At 36.9% G+C, this 17,872-nt stretch carries 17 protein-coding genes, 1 pseudogene and 1 riboswitch; of the genes and pseudogenes, 11 read left to right on the forward strand and 7 right to left on the reverse strand.

The window, feature by feature from the left end; translation table 11 throughout:
* Positions 1 to 79 precede the first annotated feature (79 nt).
* Positions 80 to 886 (reverse strand): VOC family protein, encoded by an 807-nt coding sequence (locus FZC79_RS22140; RefSeq protein ID WP_148948798.1) that lies wholly within the window; start codon positions 884 to 886, stop codon positions 80 to 82.
* Between the two features lie 246 nt (positions 887 to 1,132).
* Between FZC79_RS22140 and FZC79_RS23725 the strand changes: the two genes are divergently transcribed.
* The 5 genes from FZC79_RS23725 (at position 1,133) to FZC79_RS22160 (ending at position 6,329) form a co-directional block, all read left to right on the forward strand.
* Positions 1,133 to 1,330 (forward strand): hypothetical protein, encoded by a 198-nt coding sequence (locus FZC79_RS23725; RefSeq protein WP_252183435.1) that lies wholly within the window; start codon positions 1,133 to 1,135, stop codon positions 1,328 to 1,330.
* A 54-nt stretch (positions 1,331 to 1,384) separates the two neighbouring features.
* The gene (locus FZC79_RS22145; protein ID WP_252183436.1) at positions 1,385 to 1,975 is read left to right on the forward strand and encodes a hypothetical protein; all 591 of its coding nucleotides are present in this window, start codon (positions 1,385 to 1,387) and stop codon (positions 1,973 to 1,975) included.
* A 372-nt stretch (positions 1,976 to 2,347) separates the two neighbouring features.
* Positions 2,348 to 2,511, forward strand: a riboswitch (SAM riboswitch).
* Positions 2,512 to 2,653: 142 nt separating this feature from the next.
* Positions 2,654 to 3,736 (forward strand): sugar ABC transporter substrate-binding protein, encoded by a 1,083-nt coding sequence (locus FZC79_RS22150; RefSeq protein ID WP_148948799.1) that lies wholly within the window; start codon positions 2,654 to 2,656, stop codon positions 3,734 to 3,736.
* A gap of 69 nt (positions 3,737 to 3,805) precedes the next feature.
* On the forward strand, positions 3,806 to 5,341 hold the full coding sequence (locus FZC79_RS22155) for a sugar ABC transporter ATP-binding protein (RefSeq protein WP_148948800.1): 1,536 nt from the start codon (positions 3,806 to 3,808) through the stop codon (positions 5,339 to 5,341).
* The gene (locus FZC79_RS22160; protein ID WP_148948801.1) at positions 5,310 to 6,329 is read left to right on the forward strand and encodes an ABC transporter permease; all 1,020 of its coding nucleotides are present in this window, start codon (positions 5,310 to 5,312) and stop codon (positions 6,327 to 6,329) included. The genes FZC79_RS22155 and FZC79_RS22160 overlap by 32 nt, the downstream gene beginning before the upstream one ends.
* Positions 6,330 to 6,449: 120 nt before the next feature.
* Here the strand turns inward: FZC79_RS22160 and FZC79_RS22165 are convergent, their stop codons facing one another.
* Positions 6,450 to 7,172 (reverse strand): hypothetical protein, encoded by a 723-nt coding sequence (locus FZC79_RS22165; protein ID WP_148948802.1) that lies wholly within the window; start codon positions 7,170 to 7,172, stop codon positions 6,450 to 6,452.
* A gap of 478 nt (positions 7,173 to 7,650) precedes the next feature.
* On the opposite strand from FZC79_RS22165, the gene FZC79_RS22170 reads away from it, so the two are divergent.
* The 4 genes from FZC79_RS22170 to FZC79_RS22185 all read left to right on the forward strand — a co-directional run bounded on the left by FZC79_RS22170 (position 7,651) and on the right by FZC79_RS22185 (position 10,311).
* Positions 7,651 to 8,538 (forward strand): ParA family protein, encoded by an 888-nt coding sequence (locus FZC79_RS22170; protein WP_148948803.1) that lies wholly within the window; start codon positions 7,651 to 7,653, stop codon positions 8,536 to 8,538.
* Positions 8,535 to 8,912, forward strand: a complete 378-nt coding sequence (locus FZC79_RS22175; protein WP_148948804.1) for a hypothetical protein — start codon at positions 8,535 to 8,537, stop codon at positions 8,910 to 8,912. The genes FZC79_RS22170 and FZC79_RS22175 overlap by 4 nt, the downstream gene beginning before the upstream one ends.
* Positions 8,899 to 9,570 (forward strand): hypothetical protein, encoded by a 672-nt coding sequence (locus FZC79_RS22180; RefSeq protein ID WP_148948805.1) that lies wholly within the window; start codon positions 8,899 to 8,901, stop codon positions 9,568 to 9,570. The genes FZC79_RS22175 and FZC79_RS22180 overlap by 14 nt, the downstream gene beginning before the upstream one ends.
* Positions 9,571 to 9,828: 258 nt before the next feature.
* Positions 9,829 to 10,311 carry an EcsC family protein gene (locus FZC79_RS22185; RefSeq protein ID WP_252183437.1) on the forward strand — a complete coding sequence of 161 codons (483 nt, stop codon included), beginning with the start codon at positions 9,829 to 9,831 and terminating at the stop codon, positions 10,309 to 10,311.
* 233 nt (positions 10,312 to 10,544) lie between these two features.
* On the opposite strand, the gene FZC79_RS22190 is transcribed toward FZC79_RS22185, so the two are convergent.
* Entirely contained in the window at positions 10,545 to 10,853 is a 309-nt protein-coding gene (locus FZC79_RS22190) for a nucleotide pyrophosphohydrolase (protein ID WP_148948806.1), read from the reverse strand.
* Positions 10,846 to 12,504 (reverse strand): DUF2075 domain-containing protein, encoded by a 1,659-nt coding sequence (locus tag FZC79_RS22195; protein ID WP_148948807.1) that lies wholly within the window; start codon positions 12,502 to 12,504, stop codon positions 10,846 to 10,848. Before FZC79_RS22195 ends, FZC79_RS22190 begins: the two co-directional genes overlap by 8 nt.
* A gap of 351 nt (positions 12,505 to 12,855) precedes the next feature.
* On the opposite strand from FZC79_RS22195, the gene FZC79_RS22200 reads away from it, so the two are divergent.
* Both FZC79_RS22200 and FZC79_RS22205 read left to right on the forward strand, forming a co-directional pair.
* Positions 12,856 to 14,337, forward strand: coding sequence for a hypothetical protein (locus tag FZC79_RS22200; RefSeq protein WP_215727449.1), 1,482 nt, complete (start codon positions 12,856 to 12,858; stop codon positions 14,335 to 14,337).
* Between the two features lie 323 nt (positions 14,338 to 14,660).
* The gene (locus FZC79_RS22205) at positions 14,661 to 16,043 is read left to right on the forward strand and encodes a reverse transcriptase domain-containing protein (protein ID WP_148948809.1); all 1,383 of its coding nucleotides are present in this window, start codon (positions 14,661 to 14,663) and stop codon (positions 16,041 to 16,043) included.
* A gap of 85 nt (positions 16,044 to 16,128) precedes the next feature.
* Here FZC79_RS22205 and FZC79_RS22210 read toward each other — a convergent pair whose 3' ends face one another.
* The 3 genes and pseudogenes from FZC79_RS22210 to FZC79_RS23405 all read right to left on the reverse strand — a co-directional run bounded on the left by FZC79_RS22210 (position 16,129) and on the right by FZC79_RS23405 (position 17,861).
* Complete coding sequence (locus FZC79_RS22210; RefSeq protein ID WP_252183438.1) at positions 16,129 to 16,965, reverse strand: hypothetical protein; 837 nt, start codon at positions 16,963 to 16,965, stop codon at positions 16,129 to 16,131.
* Between the two features lie 24 nt (positions 16,966 to 16,989).
* Positions 16,990 to 17,592 (reverse strand): annotated as a pseudogene (locus tag FZC79_RS22215) (DUF3427 domain-containing protein); the annotation flags it as partial.
* A gap of 116 nt (positions 17,593 to 17,708) precedes the next feature.
* The gene (locus tag FZC79_RS23405; protein ID WP_187442619.1) at positions 17,709 to 17,861 is read right to left on the reverse strand and encodes a DUF5348 domain-containing protein; all 153 of its coding nucleotides are present in this window, start codon (positions 17,859 to 17,861) and stop codon (positions 17,709 to 17,711) included.
* Between the last annotated feature and the right edge of the window lie 11 nt (positions 17,862 to 17,872).

Below are 17,872 nucleotides of genomic sequence, written 5' to 3' on the forward strand. Positions count from 1 at the left end.
GTAAGCACCTCAGTTTTTAGAAGATACAGAAATAGCCTGAAGGATTTTTGAGGAAATCAGACTTCTTGACCCCCTCTAATCATTCTTTAGTAATCTCATACATTCCTCCCTGTAAAAGAATGGACTGGTCTTGGCGGCCGTTTTCAAGCTGCAGGCCAAAAGGTTTTTCGCCAAACGCCTGGAGAAAATCCTTAACCACGCCATCCTCAACAGGAGTACAAAACAACAGGTTTCCGTGCGGCAAGTAAAGGCGCTGGCATTTTGCACCCCATTCCTCATTTATGTACGTCTCTCCGATTTGCAGATCGAAAAGGGAAGACCAGCTGAAAATTGTATCATCCAAATCTTCAACTGCAAAATACACATCCTTTATTTGAGGAGAGCCGGCTGGATGGCTGGAGTGTACCTTCAGTTTCTCTCTCCTAACCGCATCACCTTCTCCCCATTGGATGAAGAAGGGAAGGGGAAGTGTTGGATGCTCCTCTGCGATAAACAGCATGGACCATTGCAGAAGTTCTCCACTGTCCGTTAACCGCGAACCTTTAACAGGGCCATGGAGTTTAAGACCTTTTTCTTTAAGTTCGGCAGCAAGTTGATCCATGTTATTCGTCCTGAGTGCGATCCTCCCCGGGTGGTCACCCAAAGGCAGCTCAGCCACAAGCTGTTGAATCAGCGGGTTATCGTCAACCTGTATGGAAACAGACCGATCCTGAATTCCGAGCCATTCGATATAACTCAAACCAAAATATGCAAGCGTGTTATGAGTCCCCCAGTTTTCATGCTTCCCACCCTCAATAGCCTGGATGCCGTGCTGCAGCATTTTATTTTTCGCGGATGCAGGGTTAGATGAAAAGTGGACAAGGTGGTCAAAGGCGAGTGAAGTCATTTTGTATCCCTCGTTTCTGTTTAGTGATGTGATTCTATTTTAGCAGGTTTCCAGAAATATCTAAGTGTCTTTGCTTCTACCGTATTAACGCATCGGCTATATTTATCGACAAATGTCGGGAAGTCACTGTGACATTAAATCAATAGATTTATAGTATCTTTAAAACGATTGGACATCCTTAATATTACAGTTAGGGGTGTTCATTTGTTATAATAGATTAATAATTCAAAACTTTAAGGTGAGTATATGCAGTATATAATTTATTGTGATGAATCCGAGAAAACTGGGAAATTTTACGGAAATTTTTATGGTGGTGCTCTTGTCCGTTCAACTGATTTCCATATTGTGAAAAATACACTTGAAGATAAAAAAGTTTCCCTGAATCTGTTAGGTGAAGTGAAATGGCAAAAAGTCACTCCTAATTATTTGGAGAAGTATGTGTAATTAATGGATTGTTTCTTTGATTTTATTCAAAACGATTTAGTGAAGATTAGAATTATGTTCACTCATAATAGATACCTGGCCACAAACTTGTCTAAGGAACAAAGGGATAAAGAGTATTTTTTATTATATTATCAATTTTTCAAACATGCATTTGGCCTTAAGTATTCAAATAATACTAGTAATCTGATTTCTTTATACATTTTCTTTGATCAGCTCCCTGATACCAAACAAAAAAATAAAGAATTTATTGATTATATTCATTCCTTACAATATGGAGAAGAATTTAGAGAAGCAAAGTTAGTTTTCAAAAGTAAAGAAGACATTGCAGAAGCTGTTTCACATAAGCATGTAATTCTGCAGTGTTTGGATATCGTTCTAGGGGCCATGGAGTTTAGGTTGAATGAAAAACACAAGGTAAAACCAGAAGGGCAGAGGGTTCGAGGGAAAAGAACTATCGCCAAAGAAAAGCTATATAAGCACATAAATGCTCGCATAAGAGATATTTATCCGAATTTCAATATAGGCGAAACGACTGGTAAGGGTGAGGGCATATCTAGTTACTGGGATCACCCTTACAGGCATTGGAAGTTCCAGCCTTCTACTCGTAAGCTGAACACAGATTATGTAAGTAAATATAAGAAATGAGCCCCCTCTTTTCTACTAAGTAGCCTACGTGGCACGTAAGCCTTCGAAAAGAACAAGCTCATTTCTTTCTTAATAATTATTTTCACCTTTATTATAACTAATAATCAAAAAAACACAACAATTTTATTGTAAAAAAGTTGGAAATGTAATATAATTTGAAATTTTATGCTAAGCAAATACGGGTTCAGGGCCTGACCCTCCAGCACACTAACGTATTAACGTATCGGAGGTAAGGCCCCTTTATATTATCGGCAAATGTGGAACGTCACTGTGACATAAAAATAATTAAAAATTCAAAAAACATATTGCGCACATTTAATTTTGATGATAATATTCAGCACAGGTAATTAAAATTGAAAAGCAAGCTTTCAACTCTTATCGAGAGCAGGCGGAGGGATTTGGCCCGATGAAGCCCAGCAACCGACCGTAATTCCGTTGTGAAACGGGGCGCTAGCAAGTTTTGCGCCGGTATGTAAATACCTTAAGGCACGGTGCTAATTCCAACAGAAAAGATATTCTTTTCTGGGAGATAAGAGGTATGGAGATTTGATACATAATCTTCAGCCTCTTTCTCTATGGAGAAAGAGGCTTTTTTATATCTAAAAAGGAGTGATAGGCAGGCCAGCAGCAATAAATTCAAAGCAAAAGCATTAAAAAAAACACTAAAGGAGAGAGAAAATGATGAATAAAACGTGGAGCTTTTTACTGAGTATGATTATAGTTGCCCTGCTTATAGCCGGGTGCCAGCCAAAGACAGGCGTCACCACCGAAGGAGAGGCGGCAGCCAATGAAACCAATAGTGATAACCAGCTTGCCAATAAAAAAGTCGCTTTAATTATGCAGCAAAATCTTGGTACGTTTTCTGCTCAATATATTGACGGTGTAAAGGAGCAGGTGACGAAATTCGGTGGAACGACGACAGTATTTACTTCTGATGGGGACCTGGCTAAAATGTCTTCCAACCTGGACGCAGCGATCAACCAGGAATTTGATGCGATTCTAATAGACCATGGCACGAAAGAAGCATTGGCGGCCGGAGTAAAAAAAGCAATTGAGAAAGAAATTCCAGTCGTTGCCTTTGACGCTGAGATAAGTGAACCTGGTGTAACCGTGCTTGAACAGGGTGATCAGCAGATGGCCGAGAGCACTCTTGAGAAGCTGGTTGAGGACTCAAATGGAAACGCAAATATCGTAAAAATCTGGGTCGCCGGCTTTGCCCCGATGGAGCGAAGACAAGTCGCCTATAAGGAATTCCTTGAAGAGAACACGGGGATTGAAGAAGTTGCTGCATTTGGAGCAGCAACGCAGAATACGGCTTTGGATACACAATCACAAATGGAAGCGATTCTGAAGCAGTATCCGGAGGAAGGGCAGATTACAGCGGTTTGGGCAGCATGGGATGAATTTGCCAAAGGAGCCGTTCGTGCTATCCAGCAGGCCGGCCGGACAGATATCAAAGTGTACGGAATCGATATGAGTGATGAAGATCTGCAAATGATTCAGGACAAAAATTCTCCTTGGGTGGCAACTGCAGCCGTTGATCCTAAGGATATTGGCAGAATTCAGGTTCGCTATGCTTATCAAAAATTATCCGGAGAAGAGACTCCAGACAATGTTAAATTAACACCGGTGTTCGTTTCAAAAGATGACCTGCCGGAAGAGCCAATCACAACTGCGGAGCTGAATGAGTATGTGGAAGGCTGGGGCAACAGCGACCAGGGATATACCGAAACGCTGAAGGAATTGGAAGATGGCAAATAATATATGGACGACATTAGGCTGCCGGGATGAAAGGCCGCCTGATGTTTTCCTTTGAAAGGAGGAAACGTGATGGGTGCATCACTTCTTGAAATGAGAAATATCTCTAAGAGCTTTGGTGCAGTAAGAGCGTTGAAGGGAGCTGGACTGCATTTGGCCTCTGGTGAAGTACATGCTTTACTGGGAGCCAATGGTGCAGGAAAGAGTACGCTTATCAAGATTTTGTCAGGTGCTTACAGCCATGATGAAGGAGATATTTATCTTGATGGAAAGCCAGTCAGCATCCATTCTCCTAAAGAAGCTAAGGATCTGGGCATCCACTGTGTGTACCAGGAGGTGGATACGGCATTAGTGCCGCAGCTTACAGTCGCGGAAAATATCCTGCTTGATTTCTTTGCCGGAGAAAGCGGCTTTTTCATCTCAAAAAAGAAGCAGAGACGAAAAGCGGAAGAAATTCTGGCGCTCCTAAATGAAGAAGGAATACTCGTAGACCAATATGTCTCCCAATTGACACTCGCTCAAAAGCAAATGGTGCTGATAGCCAGAGGGTTGGTCAAAGAAGCCGGCATCATCATTCTGGATGAACCGACGGCCCCGCTGTCGATCGAGGAAACAAAGTACCTTTTTAACATGGTGAGAAAGCTGAAGACTAGAGGGGTGGGCATCATCTTCATTTCCCACCGGCTGCCGGAAGTATTTGAAATCAGTGACCGCATTACCGTCATGAGAGACGGTGCAACCATTGCGACGGTAAAAACAAGGGAAGCTTCTCATAAGCAAATTGTGGAAGCCATGCTTGGCAAAGACCTTGTAATCACAGAAAAACAAAAAACGGTACCTGGGAAGAAACTGTTAGAAGTCGATGGGATAAGTGATGGCGGGTTAGTGAAAAATGTCAGTCTTTCGGTTTCAAGAGGAGAAATCGTAGGAGTCGCAGGGCTGGTGGGAGCAGGAAAGACAGAGCTGTCACGAATACTGTTCGGCCTTACGAAGACAGAATCAGGTGAAATAACGATGAATGGGAAAAGGGGTCCCTTTAAAAGTCCGGCGGATGCGATACGTGCCGGTGTGGTTTTAATCCCGGAAGAAAGGAGGAAAGAGGGATTGTTTATCAATGAGTCGATCCAACATAACCTCTCTTTCCCGCATCTAAAATCGTTTTCCTCTTTCCTTTTCATGAATAGAAAATCGGAAAAACTCCATGCGGAAAAAATCATTAAAAACCTGGGTGTTAAAACAGGCGGAAGCACTGACCCGGTTCTTCATTTAAGCGGCGGAAACCAGCAGAAGGTGGCGATCGGAAAATGGATTGGAGCAGACAGTGACCTCTATCTCTTCGATGAACCGACCAAAGGCGTGGACATTGGTGCAAAGAAGGAAATCTTCGACCTTATCCAAAGCCTGGCGGACGAGGGGAAGGGCATTCTCTATCTAACGAGTGAAATCTCAGAAATCCTGACTGTCTCAGACCGGATCTTAGTGATGTATGACGGGATGATTGTAAAAGAATTTTCAAGAGAAGAGGCCTCACAAGAAAAAATCCTGCTTTATGCGAGCGGGGGAAAGGAGGAAAACGATGAGCAGCCAAGTGTTTCAGTTTGTATATAAATATGGTGCCATCCTATTGATGGCGCTGATTTTGATTTATTTCAGCATCGTGAACCCGGCATTTTTTTCTTACAGTAATATATCCGATATTCTGCGTTCCATTTCCATTGTCACCCTGCTCGCTCTAGGAGTGACATTCACCCTGATAGTGGACGGATTTGATTTATCGGTAGGATCCACAATGTCCCTTGCGACGGTCATAACCGCTTCTTTGATGGTATGGTTTCAGCTCCCGCTTTGGGCAGTCCTGATCCTCCCGATTTTGGCGGGCGCTGCGGTGGGGCTCTTTAACTCCCTTCTTATTGTAAAAATTAAAATACCCGATCTGCTGGCAACCTTAGGGGTCATGTATATCATTTCCGGGCTGCACCGCACATACACGGAGGGATATTCTATCTACAGCCACATGGAACTGACAACAGGAGGAAAGGCACCCGGGGAGTTCTATCAAAGCTTCCTTTGGATCGGGCAGGGAAGGCTATGGGGAATTCCTGTACCTGTAATCTTAATGCTGGTATTGGTGGCTGCTGTTTACGTGATATTGAATAAAACCCGGTGGGGAAGAATCCTGTACATGACCGGGGGGAATGCAGAAGCAGCCCGGCTGTCAGGAATTAACGTAAAAAAGGTGAAAACCCTTGCTTATGTCGTTTCCGGCATATTTGCATCGCTGGCAGGAATTCTTTTTACAGCGAGGGTTGGCTCGGGACAAATAGATTCAGGGGCTTCCTTGCTGATGGAGGCTGTAGCCGCTGTCTTCGTCGGATTCTCCGTTCTTGGAGCGGGAAAACCCAATGCATTAGGAACTTTCTTCGGAGCAGCTTTAATAGGAGTGCTCCTCAATGGGCTGACCATGCTGAATTTACCATACTACGCATTTGAAATTGTAAAAGGTACCGTTCTTGTTCTTGCGCTTACGGTTACGTATTTTCGGCTTAGTGCGAAAAGATCAGTGCGTACGAAAGTGCAAATGAAGAGTGCTGGTTGATGATTGGCAGATGAAAATAAGGCCTGATCCCCAGTACACGAACGTATTTACTTGTTGGGGGTCAGGCCTTTTTTATTTATTAGCATTCGACGAATATTGGGATGTGGCTGTAACATTAAATTACTCAGAACTAAGGTGTTCAATGATAGTTTCATGTCTCATATATTCTAATTTTGACATGAAAATTAATGCTCTCAAGAAATATACAAATTCTTTTCTTTCGGTTACATTAACCTCTAAGTTGAATTTCTTCTTATCTTGATAAACAATATAAAAAGTAATTTTAGGTCCGTCATTAAATTTGTATTCTAGATCGAAAAATCTAAAGGAATTCTCATTATTTGACCCAATTTGTACATGATAATTAGAAAGAAACATGGTTATTGTTGATTCTATTACTGAGATAAAAGCTACTACTAAATCATAATAAACTTCAATCTCTTGAATATCTGGAATTTTGTAGTCATGTTCCATTTTGTTTCTTATTCTGTTTAGTCTTGAAAGTGATGCTGATTCAATTACACCTATGTCCTTTAAAAAATCCATTTTCTTATCAAACTTTAGGTTGTTCTTTCTTACTATTGAATACAAACCAAAGTGGTGAAAGAAGGAGTCAAGCTGACAATCTAGTGCTCTTTTTAGATGCGAGAGACAATTGATAATATGAATTAATTTATCTTTCTTTTGAGTGAAGTTTTCTAGTTCATTTTTTGCGAATTTCAAGAAATCCCTGGGGTGTAAATCGAATGTTGGGTATATAGCGTGTGTACCTGAAGAAGAGCTAGTCTCTAAATGTTCAATATTATTAATTAGAAAATCTTTTAAAAACACGGCTTTATTCATTTTTATCTTCCTCCTTTCTAAAATAATATGAATATCTTACCATGTAGTGGATCAGGATAGGGAAACATTTATTCTTATTTCTTTATATTGGCCGAGAATAAACAAAGGCAGTTGTTGAGTAGGCTCTGGAAAAATCCTATTTTTATTCGTGAACACTTCTACAAGATAACTCACGAAAATATACTGCTAAGTATGAACTAGTTCCTACTTAATTATCAAATTAGCGTAACTGGGAAATACATAAGGTTGATTGCAACTAAATTCAAGAATAGGGCAGATGTGACATTATCAACTTTTTGAAATGTAATGGCTACCTACCTTATCTAAAATTATTAACCAAACAATATACTACAATTTTATTCACAAATAAGGTCTCATTAGGACTAGGCCTGTATCTTAATTACAATTTATATGTTTTGAAAAAGTTTGATTTATGAGATAATTACTTTGAATTTTGTGACCATTGGAGGATGAATTAATGTATCAACAAATAGAATTACCGTTCGAAAAAAGAGGGAAAAATGGAAAAATCGTGTCTTTTATAAATATGAAAGGTGGAGTGGGCAAAACAACTCTAAGCGTTGGAGTTGCTGACTTCTTAGCGCATTATAGAGGGGATACTAATTTAAAAGTATTAATAATTGATGCTGATCCACAATTTAATGCAACACAAGCTTTATTAGATAGTTATTACGAGGGTGATTATTTTAAAGATATTTTGCCAGTGGAGAAAACAATTAATAAGTTATTTAAGCCTCAAGTACAATTCTCTCAACAATATCAATCTCCTTCTCCTGAGGAAATGATTATACAACTTTCAAGTAATTTACATATAGTTTGTGGTGACTTAAGTCTAGTTCTAGCAAATAAATCAAGTGATTATACACATATTAAGAGACTGAAAAGATTCATAAAAGATAATAGTCTTAGAGAAATTTACGATTTGATAATTATTGATTGTCCACCAACGTTAACGATATATACAGATAGTGCCTTATTTGCATCAGACTATTACCTAATTCCAAACCGAATTGATAGGTATTCAATAATTGGTATATCATCATTACAAAAGGCAATTGGAAATTTAACAGGAGAAGAGGATATCAATTTAGAATGTTTAGGTTTAATTTACACTATTCTTGATGATGAATTGACCCAAAAGCAACAAGAGATGAAGGATAGTTTTGAAGCAAAAGAAGAAGTTCAACAAATATATATATTTACCTCTTATACTAGTAATGTAAAGGATATTCAAGTAGGAAAGCAAGGCCCAATTCCGACTAGGTATAAGAAATCTAGAGAAGATTTAGAAGATATTTGTGCAGAGCTTATAGATAGAATAGAACAAGGAGTTAGTGATGAATGAATAGTAAGCTAAACTATTATAGAAGCGAGCTAAAGTCCAAGAATGTTCCCAAGTATAAGCTGATAGGTATCACAACAGAACTTATCTTGAATACCTCTATTTTTTTAAAAAATGAGGATATAATTCCTTTTTTAGACGCCGTTTATAATCTTACTTATAAAGAATATATTATTAAATCTAGAACAATGATACTTGCTAGGACAGCTAGGGATATTTATAAAATGGAAAACAAAGAGTACGAGTCTGCAAGAAAAAGGTTGCTAGACTTTGTAAGTATTTACTTAGAGAAGTCTGCTCATATAAATGAAATGAAAAACTCTTCAAATAATGATTTTAGTAAATGGATGGATGGAATTAAAGATGGGCACAATTGACATAACATTACCAGAACTTGTAGATCTTAAAGAAGAAATAAATAGTTTTATTGAACTTGAGTTTAATAATCTAGATGAACAAGAGAAAAACCATCTAAGATTCATTTTAAAAAGGATTGTGTTTTTGAAGTATTTGATTAGACAAAATGGCGAGGATTACAGATTAAACGCATTAACTTCTGACATTATGTATTTAATAAGTTCAATAAAAAAAGGGGAAACAAGATATTATTATTTTAATCTAAGGTCAATCATTGAACAAAGTCTGCGACTTATAAATGGTATCACCTCTAAAGATACAATAAGTAATGCAAGTATAATGGAAAAAACTCAAGAATTAGTAAGTGAACACAGTGTAGAAATTAACTTAGATATTATTAAAGACGAGTATAATACCTCATGTCTATACGTACATGGAAATGAGGATGCTAAAATGGAGCTAGCTCAATTTTATAATAATTGTATGGAAAACAAACCCATTAAAGGTTTATCCCAAAAATTAAATGTGCTTGTCAAATTGATTAAAGAGTTATTTGATTTAATTTTAGTTAGTCAAAATTCTATTGTAGACGCTGCTTACCACAGAAGGAAGACAATATTAAAATTCTTAGTTGGCCAACAGTCATATCAAAAATTCGAACAGTATAAACTTGATTAGTTAAAGGGACAGGTGAACTGTCCCAAGTTGATAATAGACAAAATGATTATTCCGATGCTCCTGTCGAATATGTGAAATTTGAGGATTGAGTCTTCAAGAAATTCACTATAGATTAGACAAGGAACCTGTCCCACCTTCCCTTTATGCGAAAAAATATTTCAGGACACCCCTCCTTCTATTGAAGTGATTTATATACTGATTATGTGTTGTATATTAAAATAAAATTACTATACATCCTTTTTTGGGGGGGAGCCTTATATGTCAGATCATGAAATAACAGAAAGCAAAGTAGGTAAATTGTTGGATTGGGCTTATGAAAAGTCTGTAAATGGAATACCAGGCACCGATACAGCCTATGAATTAGCTGAGAATTTTATGTCGAAGCACGATTCAATAGATAAAGCTATTAATAGCCTTATTCGCTGGCAGAACACAAAATCTGCAACAAGTGGTTTTTTATCAGGATTAGGTGGATTGATCACTTTGCCTGTAGCTATTCCGGCTAATATTGCTTCTGTTACATATGTACAAATTAGAATGATTGCAGCCATTGCCCATATGAAAGGCTACGATTTAAAAGATGACCAAGTTAAATCATTTGTATTTGTATGTTTAACAGGTCAAGCAGCATCGGACATACTAAAACAAACCGGCATAAAAGTAGGTACAGCCCTTACAACACAGGCTATTAAAAAAATACCTGTAGAAATCATTAGATCAATAAACAAAGCAGTTGTATAAGGCTGGTAACGAAATTTGGAGAAAAAGGTGTTGTTAACTTAGGAAAAGCTGTTCCTCTAGTTGGAGGCTTTATTGGTGGGACAGTCGATGGAATTGGTACAAATATTATAGGAAAAACAGCAAAGAGGGTATTTGTTTAAAAAAGGGGCAAGGTTCTCAACGTTTCCTCTCTGCCTGATAGACAGATTGTACTCTGGGACAAGGTGGTGGTCCTGTCCCAAGTTTAATTTGGATTATTTATTTTCTACAGGATACTTCACACCATTCTTCTCCAACTTCTCCTCAACAATCTTCTTCACATCCAAATCAAGATCAGAACAAAGCATCAGCGAATAGATGAGAACATCCGCGATTTCTTCCCGGATGTTCTCTTTATTTTCATGAAGTGCTTTTTCGCTGCTGATCCATTGGAAATCTTCCAGAAGCTCTGCTGCTTCTATTGAGATGGAGATGGCAAGGTCCTTAGGGTTATGGTATTGACGCCAGTTGCGGTCATCCCTGAATTTATTTACTGAATCAATTAGACTCTGTATATCACTCATATTGATTTTCTCCTTTGCTTTGCAACTCCAGTAATCTTTTCCTTAATGTAGAATCTGTAGCATATATATATAAGCCGCTGATCCCGCGCTTCATCAGAACGTTGATAGAGTTCAAAATGATTTCTTCTTTTATCTCCTGGTTCTTTTCCGGGGATAGGTCTGTTCTTGAAAAAAACGCTCCGGTGTCTTTATATTTTGAAGGGTCAATTACCAGCCGATCATTTTCTTCATCATAACTGACAGAGGGGCCAAGGACCACGCCGACATAATTTAGGTCAAATCCTTGAACAGTGTAGATTGAGCCGACCTCTTTGATGGATTCGGGATATTCCGCCCACGTGATGTTATCTTGAGTACTATTCCAGGGCATGTTGATTCCTTCTTCGTCTACGATGTAGGTCTTCTTATCTTTTTTATGCAGGTAATCAAATGTTGAGACGATACGTGAAAGACCGACTTCATCATTCTTACACTCAATGGCTTCTTTAAAGGCTGAAGCTTCTTCAAAAATTTTCAGTTCAAACTTTGAATCTTCCTTTTTAGGTGGTAAAGGAAGCAACTCTTTCGCAACAAAGTGATCAATCCACCTCATTGTTTCAGGGTTGGCGTTCATCCTCAATTGATCAGTCAGCTTTACGGTTTTGGCATTGTACTGATTTGTAATTTCCTCAAGCAATCGATCATCCCAGTAGCTTTTAATTTTCAGCACTTGCTTCGGGTCAAAAATAACAATGGTGGTTTTGCTGCGTTTAATAATTTCATCCAGCTGGTTCTGATACCGGAAGTTATTATAGGAATCTTCCTTTGTAAGGAGAAGGTGAGCTTCGTCTACTAAAACGATATCAGCCTTCGAGTCTTCCTTTGTCTTCTGATTAATGAAGGGTGTAGGTTTCATGAGGCTCTTCTTCTTTAGATTAGGCAAGCTGTTAGCAATCCCTTTATAAGTCTTCAGCATTTCTCCATGATTCACCAGGAGGTAATTATCCGTTCCGTGGAGGGAGGAGCTGCTATCATGAGCTAAGTCTTGAATAGTGTTAAACAAAGAGCTTAACAGAACGCTCTTTCCTGATCCGGCGTCACCTTCAATCGCAATCACGTGGTTGCCTTCACGGTTGATATTTTCTTTGCAGAACTCAAGAATTTCATTTTTAATATCAAGCTGCTGAGATGTGAGCTCTTTATAGGGAGATAACTTGTAAATATCTTTATTTCTCAGGTTTTCGATAGTTTCATAAACGACCTTCTCTTCTCTAAGCTTCTCCCAAATCTCTTGAAAAAGTTTTACATCATAAAAGCATTTCTTATAGTAATCGTGCATTTCCCTGGAGTTCGTCTGGCTCACATTCTGCAGCTGGTAGCGATTATCAGCAATAAAGAAGTTTATAAGATTAGACTCGATGTTATAGGTCGCCGACTGATTAAACTTCTCATGACCAATTAAGATCGAACGATTTAAGTTCTTCCGCCTTTTATCTTCTAAATGATTCTTCAAACGCCGTGCAGCTTGAACCGTTTGTCCTATATAGGCAGAGGGCTTTTTCTTGTCATTGTAAAGAATATATACGATTGGATAGTTGTTTAAGTGGACAGTTTTTACATGATTGAGATGGTCATGATTGAAGTCTTTCTTTTCTACGATAAGTTCGTTCATTCTTATAACCTCAAGTTTCTTTTCTTTAAATAGTAACATAACAACAAGGTAAAATTTAACAAAGTAGAATCTATTCAGTCCAATACTTCGGTTGCCACCATAATATAGTATGGTGGCAAAAAGCCATCAATTAATTGATACTCACCCATACCAAATGGTTGCATAATAACGCGATTTACAGAACAAGTTTGTGTAAGAAACGGTAAAATAATAGTATTAATGTATATTTGTAGACTAGGTTATAGAATGATAATAAGTAAAAATTCATTGAAAGAAGCGTGGATAAATATGAAACTTAATAATCTGTACAATTTTAAAAACACTGTGAAGTATTTTTTGGATATAGACAGTATGGAGTATCCAGATAATATTTCGTCCTTTGATATTAACGATTTGAGCTGGGTTGAACCTTTTAATTTTAGAGTAAAAAAGCAAGATGATAAATATCGCACGCTAAAAATTCCAAATATCTTGAACTTTGTGGCTGCATATGAACATTATAAAGATTTATCAAACTTTGATACTATCCAGGGTATGGATCCTCTACATAAACGTTTATCTGCAAACATTAATACTGGGGACTTTGTATCAGGTGAATATGATAGGCAACTAGAGGAAGATTTTAACCGATTATGTATATATGATTATTTAATCAAGGTAGATATAAAGGAATACTATGGACGAATATATACACATTTAATAGATTTTGAAGATCACCAAGAGCGATTTCTATCAAATATGAATCTTGGGAAGACAAACGGTTTAATCATGGGGAATTACTTGTCCTTATATTTTGCAGAAACAAACTTAAAAAATATTAGTCATGAAATAGAAGTTGAAATAAGAGAATCGGGAATAGACTGTGAGTTCTCTTATTTTTCCGATGACTTTTACTTCTTTTGTAACAGCACTGATGAGTCTGAAGTAATAAAAATTTTCGATCAAGTCTTAGAAAAATATGAACTAGAGAGGAATGATGCTAAAAAGGAGGTCTGGACCTATGAGACTTTTAATAATTATAACCTAGTTGCTAGGTATTGGAAAAAAATTATCGCACATTGCAATTTGCGTTTTAATGATGAAAAAACTGATAACAAACTCTATTTCATTAATCAACTTGTTTTCAGACTTTCCAAATTGGAAGATGATAAACTTAAGAAGGTCTTCATTAACAACTTTTTCAAGACGAAATACTTTAGAGAGTTAGATCTTGAGAGGTATCAAGTTAAGGACTATGATTACCATCAGTTGTGTTTCCTACTCAAATTATCTCCAGAATCATTGTTATTTGTAGCTGATAAATTTAATGGGATGAGTAACTTTGATAATGAAAGGTTAAAGAAGTTTCTTCATGTGAGGTATAAGGAAGTACTCCAAAAGCGATTTAACGAAGAACAATTATATTTTTATTATGCTATTAAGATGTTTGGTTTTTCAGATATCTTATCAGAAACAAAGGATGGTGTAATTGAATCAAACAATCAGCTGTTAATATCACATTATCTTAAAGAAGGACTCTTTGAAAAAAAAGATATTGATATTCTTAAAAATATGGGTGAGGAGCAATATTGGTTTCAAAATTATCATTTAATTTTGTATACTGCCGATTTAAGAGGTGATATAGATAATAGTATTGAAAGATATTTAATACCTAAAAGCGCAAACAAGGAAAACAAAAAAAAATCATATAGAAGATTTTATAAAAAAAATATCGAATCGGGAATATCTATTATTAAAGACATTCAAGGTGTACTTGATGCGATTAATGAGTATTTGGCTTTAAGAATAGAGGAAATGGAAGAGGAATTTGAACTTGAAGATATGGACGTTTGATGGATAAATTGACCGGCAATGGAATTTAATGTATAATTTAATAGTCTTGTAAAAATAGTTACAAGAGAGATAGGTTTCTGGCTTGGCAAGCTTCTTTACATAAAGAACCTTCCCAAGCAACCAGACGGTTTCTAAATACTGTACAATTAATTGCAGTTCTTGGACATCAGTCAAACTTATCACAGTTATAGTTACCTCCTTAATGTAATTATAATTGAATGTTTAAAGACTTTCGCTTTTTACAAAGTGAAATAAAGTGGTCAACGGGCAATCTGTTTTATTTAAATAGATCCCAAAACAGTATGCTAGGAGGTTGTTCTGTTATGAAACGGAGTAAGGGGCCACGACGATTACATAACCTTCCTAGCTCTTCTAATATTGACTGGTCCAAATACAAGCAAAAGAGTTATATACATATTGATGATCGAGTGAAAATTGAGCATTTGAAGCCTAAAATCCAAGACAGCAATTGGATTGCTTCTTATGCTTTTTTGCCGTCGATTCATTTTGAAATAATATTCAAGAAGTATATCACTATCACAGAGAGAGATGACCAGGGAAAGAAGAGAAAAAGGAAAGAGATTAAACGCAAAGTTCGTAAGATTTTTTATGCGGCTCATAAAGATAGTTTTATTTATAAATACTATGGAGATTTGTTAAATAATGCTTATAATATATATGCTGAGTCAATTGGAATAGACAATATCGCTACTGCTTATCGAAATAATAAAAAGGGTAAGAATAGCGTAGACTTTTCTTTTGAGGTATTCGATTACATGTTCAAGCAAGAGAAAGCAGTTATTATTTCAATGGATTTCACAAGTTTTTTTGATAATATCACCCATCAAACATTAAAACAAAATTTAAAAAAGGTCTTAAATGTTGATGAATTACCAGAAGATTGGTACAAGATATTTAAAAATATAACTAAATATACATATGTTAATAAAACTGATTTGGATAAGTTCTTAAAAAATAAGTATGGTGTAAAGCAACTGAAAAAAGTAAAACCCTCTAAGTTTATGGCACCTAAAGAATTTAGAGAGTTTAAAAAAGGCAATTTGCATGTGAATAGGGAAAAATTCGGAATTCCACAAGGCTCTGGTATGAGTGCAGTGTGTTCTAATGTCCACTTAATTGAATTTGATAAGGAGATTTCTAACTGGGCAGAAAGAAAAAATAGGAGTATCTTATATAGAAGGTATTGTGATGATCTTATTTTAGTAATACCTATTTCTGATGAAGGAAGAGATACTTTCCAATCGATAAGTGATCAAATATTAGATATTGTTAAAAAATATAAAAAAGATGGACTAAACATACAAAAAGAGAAGACAGAAATTCGACTATTTAAGAATGGGAGAATATATACCGAAAACCTAGAGCTATCTAAGTTAGATTATTTAGGGTTTGTTACTGATGGAGAATTTATCAGCTTAAGAGAAAAGAGTTTATTTAAATATTATTCTAGAGCTTTTAGGAAAGCAAAAACTAGCAAACGGATATCGTTAGCAACCAAACGACCAGGTCCTAAGAAAGAACTTTATAATCTATATACTCACTTAGGTCATCGTTACAAGGGCTACGGTAATTTTGTATCCTATGCTTATAAAGCTCATGAGAAAATGAATCAATTGCCATGTCATAGTTTAATCCGTAGACAAGTAAAAAGACATTGGTATAGAGTGCATAAGAGATTGAAATAAAATTATAGTTAATAAATGAAAACCTGAGGATGTAGACGAGGTAACTTTTTCTCGTTCTCATCCTCAGTTTTAATACGCGTGCAAATTATAATTCAATATTCCTTTGTTTATACATCTCAGGGATCTCTTTTTTTGAACTCCGTAAAACTCTATCCTCCCAAAAATCGATTATTTTTGGGGAGCGTTTTTCAAGAACCTTCTTAATAAGTGACTCTCGTTGATTTCTTAAACCAGCAATACTTGCTCCAATTATCATTAAGAATCCATAAATCATTATAGATAAGGTTAATACAAGGACAGATAGCAATATCGTCCCACTCGGAAAATATTTTATAAGAAAGTAATCCCATATTGAATAAAAGACAAAGATTAGTGATGCTAAGGTTGTAAAGTGAATAGCTTGAAATAGGAAGTGGAGAACTTCTTTGCAAATTTTAATGAAGATATTAGAGGTTAAGGTGCTCTGAAACCACCTATACTCCCCATATAATGAATCAAAATTCTTCCAATATTCCTCATCTACCATAATTCTAAGAGATTCTAACTGTCTCCAGAACTCTTCCCAGTCTTTAACATCTCGACTTATCTTAAATGTCTGATATAGCTTTTCACATTTAAAATGCCAGCGAATGATGAATTTGTTACCGAGTTTGTATAGAGTGGGATTTAGTGAGTTGAATTCGCGAAAAAAGTCATCAATTAGTCCTTCTCGCAATGCAGGGTCATTGGTTTCAGAGATATGCTGTAATGTGAAGTTTAATGGCCCACAAACTTCCTTTAGATTAGTGTCCACTTGTAATAAAAACCTATTTATTTTGCCGCTTCTTTGTCCACTTATATATCCTAAAGAAGCTGCCAGTATAGCAATAACTACAGGCAGATATGGTAAATACTCTTCGATGATAAATCCCCCTTTTAGCATATTTGATTTTTAAATAGTAAAGTCTTATAGGATATTCTTATTAGCCCGAGGCACTAAATAAGAAGGCATTTCCTCTTCAAGCTCCCAAACAAAACTCATTGGTTTGTTTCCTGAGTGCTTAATATAATTCGCAGTACCAAGAAAGATGAAAGGTGAAGGAATGCTGCCTTTCTCTTTTTTGTATTCTCTGACAAACAGGGCGATTTTGTTTCCGGTTTGGCGATGATGGATATACCGCTGGCCGGTCCGGCTTTCTTCGCCCACTTTACTCTGTGTTTCCCAATGGAACAGCTTTTCGTTTATGGCATAGTCCTCGTACAGTGTTGATGGTGAGAAGTCTTTTTCTGATTTGTTCAGGGTGATGAAAAAGATGTCGAGCTTCTTGTCCTTGAAGTATTTGACTCCTTCCCGGAACGCCGGGCTTTGCTCTTCGTTGTTGTAGTCAAATCCGGCCAGCACTTGTGCTGTTGAGTAGCGGCTGTGGACTTGAAGCGGGCAAGGGAAGTCAAAGTTAGGCTGCAGTTCTACCGTTTCTAATGAGTCGTATAATACCCCGATAATTTGTTGAATTTCCTCTTTGAATCTAGGATGCTTCAATACTTTTTCCATACCTTCCATTATGGAAGAGTGTTAATGACGCTCCATAATGTCCTGAAACTGACGGCTCATTTTGTCCTGAACTTGACGGATTTATTGCCTATTAAAGATACAGAAGGGAGGCTTGTGAGGCCTCCCCAAAACATCTATAAATCTACCTCATAGGTTTCATTTTGCTTCAAATAAAAACGGACTTCGTGACTGCCGGTGATAATGTACCAATCTCTGCCGAGCTCAAGCCTGCATGACAACACCTTTCCATAACCAAGATTCAGCTCGAACCATTCGCCACACCTCAGTTTGTAACCTT

This window comes from Rossellomorea vietnamensis, assembly GCF_008180615.1.
Taxonomy (GTDB): Bacteria; Bacillota; Bacilli; order Bacillales; family Bacillaceae_B; genus Rossellomorea; species Rossellomorea vietnamensis_D.

What these genes read in the sequence shown, in the direction of transcription:
- FZC79_RS22145 (WP_252183436.1), top strand. Translation starts at nt 1,385, where the DNA reads ATGTTCACTCATAATAGATACCTGGCCACAAACTTGTCTAAGGAACAA.
- FZC79_RS22155 (WP_148948800.1), top strand. Translation starts at nt 3,806, where the DNA reads ATGGGTGCATCACTTCTTGAAATGAGAAATATCTCTAAGAGCTTTGGT.
- FZC79_RS22175 (WP_148948804.1), top strand. Translation starts at nt 8,535, where the DNA reads ATGAATAGTAAGCTAAACTATTATAGAAGCGAGCTAAAGTCCAAGAAT.
- FZC79_RS22165 (WP_148948802.1), bottom strand. Translation starts at nt 7,172, where the DNA reads ATGAATAAAGCCGTGTTTTTAAAAGATTTTCTAATTAATAATATTGAA.
- FZC79_RS22190 (WP_148948806.1), bottom strand. Translation starts at nt 10,853, where the DNA reads ATGAGTGATATACAGAGTCTAATTGATTCAGTAAATAAATTCAGGGAT.
- FZC79_RS22205 (WP_148948809.1), top strand. Translation starts at nt 14,661, where the DNA reads ATGAAACGGAGTAAGGGGCCACGACGATTACATAACCTTCCTAGCTCT.
- FZC79_RS22170 (WP_148948803.1), top strand. Translation starts at nt 7,651, where the DNA reads ATGTATCAACAAATAGAATTACCGTTCGAAAAAAGAGGGAAAAATGGA.
- FZC79_RS22160 (WP_148948801.1), top strand. Translation starts at nt 5,310, where the DNA reads ATGAGCAGCCAAGTGTTTCAGTTTGTATATAAATATGGTGCCATCCTA.
- FZC79_RS22150 (WP_148948799.1), top strand. Translation starts at nt 2,654, where the DNA reads ATGATGAATAAAACGTGGAGCTTTTTACTGAGTATGATTATAGTTGCC.
- FZC79_RS22195 (WP_148948807.1), bottom strand. Translation starts at nt 12,504, where the DNA reads ATGAACGAACTTATCGTAGAAAAGAAAGACTTCAATCATGACCATCTC.
- FZC79_RS22185 (WP_252183437.1), top strand. Translation starts at nt 9,829, where the DNA reads ATGTCAGATCATGAAATAACAGAAAGCAAAGTAGGTAAATTGTTGGAT.
- FZC79_RS22140 (WP_148948798.1), bottom strand. Translation starts at nt 886, where the DNA reads ATGACTTCACTCGCCTTTGACCACCTTGTCCACTTTTCATCTAACCCT.
- FZC79_RS22180 (WP_148948805.1), top strand. Translation starts at nt 8,899, where the DNA reads ATGGGCACAATTGACATAACATTACCAGAACTTGTAGATCTTAAAGAA.
- FZC79_RS22210 (WP_252183438.1), bottom strand. Translation starts at nt 16,965, where the DNA reads ATGCTAAAAGGGGGATTTATCATCGAAGAGTATTTACCATATCTGCCT.
- FZC79_RS22200 (WP_215727449.1), top strand. Translation starts at nt 12,856, where the DNA reads ATGGAGTATCCAGATAATATTTCGTCCTTTGATATTAACGATTTGAGC.
- FZC79_RS23725 (WP_252183435.1), top strand. Translation starts at nt 1,133, where the DNA reads ATGCAGTATATAATTTATTGTGATGAATCCGAGAAAACTGGGAAATTT.